We start from the raw sequence: 4,217 nt of genomic DNA on the forward strand, positions 1-4,217 counted from the left end.
CGCCAGGATGGCGGCTGTGAATCTTTTCATATTATCCTCCCTGCGCCGCGTATGGCGCGACCAAACTGGCCCGAGGGCCGGCACAGAGGCCCTATTTTTTCGAGCCTCGAAAAAATACTGGGCCAACGCCCGAACGCTGTCAACATCGATTCTGATGGATTTTGATGTCGTCTCGAATTTTTTTCGGGCCTCGGAATAAATAAATGACACGGCGCGCGGCTTCTGCCAGTATTTGACCGCGTCACCGACAGCGTTCCAGGGCAGGAAGAACCGCGGCGACCGGGAGGATATGAAAGAGCATGTCGGTCGGAATCCGCCACGACGATTTGCGCCGCCGCAACCGCGCGATGGTGATCGCCGCGGTGCGCCGCGCCGGACAGCCGTCGCGCACCGAGATCGCCGCAACCACAAGCCTCAGCCATTCGACGATCTCGGCGATCTCATCCGACCTGATCGTCGAAGGCATCCTGACCGAAAGCAAGCCGAGCGAGGCCGGCTCGCTCAAACGCGGCCGTCCGCAGGTCGGCCTCAGCCTCAATCCGGAAGCGGCCGCGGTAATGACCGTGGTGCTGTCGCTGAACTTCCTCTCGGTCGCCGTCATCGACTATGCCGGCCAGGTAATATCCGAGGAACAGCGTCGGCTCGACACGCTGACGATGTCGCGCGACTCGCTGATCGGTGAGTGCACGGCAATCGTGCGGCGCCGCCTGGAAGATCCCGACCTGGACGTGCGCAGCATCGCTCGTATCGCGCTGGCCGTCCAGGGCATCACCGACACCCGTGCCCGCGCCATGCTGTGGTCGCCGATCACGCCGCACACCGACATCGCCTTCGCCGACATATTCGAAGAGGAGTTCGGCGTCCCCGCCATTATGGAGAACGACTGCAACATGATGGCGGTGGCGCTGCGCTGGCGCGATCCCGATCGTTACCGCGACGATTTCATCGCTATCCTTTTGTCGCACGGCATCGGCATGGGGCTGGTGCTGAAGGGCGAATTGTTCACCGGCACCCATTCCTCGGGCGGCGAATTCGGCCACATGATTCATCGGCCGAACGGGGCGCTGTGTCGCTGCGGACGGCGCGGCTGCGTCGAAGCCTATGCCGGCAATTATGCCATCTGGCGCAACGCGCGGCAGATGGGCGAGGATGCAGAACCCGTCGCCGATGTCAGCGACGCCGACATGCGCGCCCTGGCTGCCGCCGCCCGCGAGAGGGACGGACCGGAGCGGGAAGCCTACCGCAAGGCTGGCGAAGCGCTCGGCTACGGCCTCGGCAGCCTGTTCGCGCTGATCGATCCGGCCCCCGTCGCCATGGTCGGCGTCAGCGCCGCCGCCTTCGACCTGATCGAGCCGGCATTGCGGCAAGCGATTGCCCAGACCGCCGGCGGCCAGCATTCCAAGTCGATTTCCTTCGACACCGAGCCGAACGAACTGCCGCTGATCCGCGAAGGCTGCGCCATGCGGGCGCTGATCTTCGTCGATCAGGAGATTTTTGCGCCGGGCGTGCAGGCGAGATCCGGTCTCGGCGGCAAGAACGTGGCGTGAGTTCAAACGAGGGAGTTCAGTCCTCGCGAATGGCGTAACCCGCCCCACGGATGGTGCGGATGACATCGGGCATACGGCCGTTGTTGACCGCCTTGCGCAGCCGGCCGACATGCACATCGACCGTGCGTTCGTCGATGTAGATCGTCTCGCCCCAGACATTGTCGAGCAGTTGGCTGCGCGAGAACACGCGGCCTGGATGGCGCATCATGAATTCAAGCAGGCGGAATTCCGTCGGCCCGAGCCGGATTTCGCTCTTCTTGCGATAGACACGGTGCGATTCGCGATCGAGCACGATATCGCCGACCTTGAGCACGCTGGACAGCACTTCCGGCTTGGCCCGGCGCAGCAGCGCCTTGACCCTGGCCATGAACTCCGGCGTCGAGAAAGGCTTGACCAGATAGTCGTCGGCACCGGTCGAGAGGCCGCGCACGCGGTCGCTTTCCTCGCCTCGCGCGGTCAGCATGATGATCGGCAGCCGCTCGGTCTCGGGACGCATCCTTAGCCGGCGGCAGAGTTCGATACCGGAAACCGCAGGCACCATCCAGTCGAGCACCAGAAGGTCTGGAACGTTCTCCTGCAGCCGGATTTCGGCCTCGTCGCCGCGCGTCACCACCTCGACCTGGTAACCTTCGGATTCGAGATTGTAGCGGAGCAGCACGCCTAGCGGCTCCTCATCCTCCACCACCATGATGCGTGGCGCGATCATCGGCTGGTCACCCCTGTCATGCCGCTGGCGCGGACATTGCCGTCTCGTCCTGCTTCGGACGATTGGCTGGCAACTGCGTGCCGGTCAAAACATAATAGGCATTTTCGGCGATGTTGGTCACGTGGTCGCCGATCCGCTCGAGGTTCTTGGCGCAAAACAACAGGTGCGTGCACGCCGTGATGTTGCGCGGATCTTCCATCATGTAGGTCAGCAGTTCGCGGAACACCGATGTGTATTTGACGTCGATGCGTTCATCATTGTTTCTGAGCGTGGCAAGCGCTGCCGCGTCAGCGGCGGCATACTCGTCGACGACCCCCTGCACCTGGATCAGCACCAGCTGCGCCATCGCGTCGATCGAATGCGAAAGGTCGTGCGGCGTGACGCTCAGCCCGACAGTGCCGACGCGCTTGGCGATGTTCTTGGCAAGGTCACCGATGCGCTCGAGGTCGCCGGCCATGCGGATCGAACCGACTACCGCACGCAGATCGTTGGCCATTGGCTGGCGCTTGGCGATCAGCGTGATAGCACGATCGTCCAGCTCGCGCTGGCGTGCATCCATGATGGCGTCGTCGGAAACCACCCGCTGCGCCAGCGCATTGTCCGAATTGAGCAAAGCCCTGGTCGAGCCACCGACCATCGAGCGGGCGAGATCGCCCATGTCGCGGATCAGCTGGCTGATCTGCTCCAGATCCTCATCGAAAGATGCGACGGTATGTTCACCCATGATCTTCGTCCCTCATATGCCAGAGATCAGCCGAACCGGCCGGTGATGTAGTCCTGGGTGCGTTTGTCGTCGGGGGTGGTGAACATCTTGTCGGTGGCGCCCTCCTCGACCAGATAGCCAAGATGAAACATCGCGGTGCGCTGCGACACGCGCGCTGCCTGCTGCATCGAATGGGTGACGATGACGATCGTATAGTTCTGACGCAGTTCGTCGATAAGTTCCTCGACGCGAGCGGTGGCGATCGGGTCGAGCGCCGAACACGGTTCGTCCATCAGGATCACCTCGGGTGACACGGCGATGGCGCGTGCAATGCACAGGCGCTGCTGCTGGCCACCGGAAAGACCCGTGCCAGGTTCCTGCAAACGGTCCTTGACCTCGTTCCAGATCGCCGCCTTCTTCAGGCTGGACTCGACGATCTGATCCATGTCGGCCTTGCGCTTGGCCAATCCGTGGATGCGCGGACCATAGGCGACGTTCTCGTAGATCGACTTTGGGAACGGATTGGGTTTCTGGAACACCATGCCGACGCGCGCCCTGAGTTCGACGACATCGATGTTCTTGTCGTAGATGTCCTCTTCGTCGAGCGTGATCTTGCCGGTTACCCGTGCTGAATCGATGGTGTCGTTCATGCGGTTGAGGCAGCGCAGGAAGGTGGACTTGCCGCAGCCGGAGGGGCCGATCAGCGCCGTCACCTGGTTCAGGCGGACGTCGAGATCGACGTCGAACAGCGCCTGCTTCTCGCCGTAGAACACGCCGACCTTGTCGCCGCGCATTTTTATCACTTCGTTCGACTTCATCTTGTCGCCCACTGCGTTTTCAAGGGACTGTTCGGTCATGATGTTCATACCAAAATGCCTTTTTTCTACCAGCGCCGCTCGAACCGACGCCGAAGCACGATCGCGGTGATGTTCATGGCCATGAGGAAGACGAGCAGGATGATGATGGCGCCGGACATACGCTCGACGAAGGCGCGTTCGGCCTCGTTCGCCCACATATAGATCTGCACCGGCAGCGCGGTGGCCGGATCGAAAGGCGTCGTCGGTGGATCGGCGACGAAGGCGACCATGCCGATCAACAGCAGCGGCGCGGTTTCGCCGAGCGCGCGCGCAAGACCGATGATGGTGCCGGTGAGGATGCCGGGCGCGGCAAGCGGCAGGATGTGCTGGAACACCATCTGCATCTTGGAGGCGCCAAGACCGAGAGCTGCCGAGCGGATCGACGGCGGCACCGCAGCAAGCGC

5 protein-coding genes are annotated in these 4,217 nt (G+C 62.6%); 1 reads left to right on the forward strand and 4 read right to left on the reverse strand.

Features of this window, described 5'->3' with window-relative positions:
* Positions 1-299 precede the first annotated feature (299 nt).
* Positions 300-1,547: an ROK family protein gene (locus EN991_RS25605; protein ID WP_127369808.1), complete on the forward strand. Its 1,248-nt coding sequence runs from the start codon at positions 300-302 to the stop codon at positions 1,545-1,547.
* A 16-nt stretch (positions 1,548-1,563) separates the two neighbouring features.
* Here the strand turns inward: EN991_RS25605 and phoB are convergent, their stop codons facing one another.
* The 4 genes from phoB to EN991_RS25625 all read right to left on the reverse strand — a co-directional run.
* Positions 1,564-2,253: a phosphate regulon transcriptional regulator PhoB gene (gene phoB / locus EN991_RS25610; protein ID WP_010911896.1), complete on the reverse strand. Its 690-nt coding sequence runs from the start codon at positions 2,251-2,253 to the stop codon at positions 1,564-1,566.
* Positions 2,254-2,269: 16 nt separating this feature from the next.
* Positions 2,270-2,977, reverse strand: a complete 708-nt coding sequence (gene phoU / locus EN991_RS25615; RefSeq protein WP_013529272.1) for a phosphate signaling complex protein PhoU — start codon at positions 2,975-2,977, stop codon at positions 2,270-2,272.
* Positions 2,978-3,003: 26 nt separating this feature from the next.
* The gene (gene pstB / locus EN991_RS25620; RefSeq protein ID WP_013529271.1) at positions 3,004-3,822 is read right to left on the reverse strand and encodes a phosphate ABC transporter ATP-binding protein PstB; all 819 of its coding nucleotides are present in this window, start codon (positions 3,820-3,822) and stop codon (positions 3,004-3,006) included.
* 17 nt (positions 3,823-3,839) lie between these two features.
* A partial coding sequence (locus EN991_RS25625) for an ABC transporter permease subunit (RefSeq protein ID WP_127267722.1) occupies positions 3,840-4,217 on the reverse strand: 378 nt, incomplete at its 5' end.

The organism is Mesorhizobium sp. M7A.F.Ca.US.005.03.2.1 (assembly GCF_003997795.1).
Classification (GTDB): domain Bacteria; phylum Pseudomonadota; class Alphaproteobacteria; order Rhizobiales; family Rhizobiaceae; genus Mesorhizobium; species Mesorhizobium ciceri.

Excerpts from the sequence above, each read along its gene's own strand:
- EN991_RS25605 (WP_127369808.1), top strand. The coding sequence starts at position 300 with ATGTCGGTCGGAATCCGCCACGACGATTTGCGCCGCCGCAACCGCGCG.
- phoB (WP_010911896.1), bottom strand. The coding sequence starts at position 2,253 with ATGATCGCGCCACGCATCATGGTGGTGGAGGATGAGGAGCCGCTAGGC.
- phoU (WP_013529272.1), bottom strand. The coding sequence starts at position 2,977 with ATGGGTGAACATACCGTCGCATCTTTCGATGAGGATCTGGAGCAGATC.
- pstB (WP_013529271.1), bottom strand. The coding sequence starts at position 3,822 with ATGAACATCATGACCGAACAGTCCCTTGAAAACGCAGTGGGCGACAAG.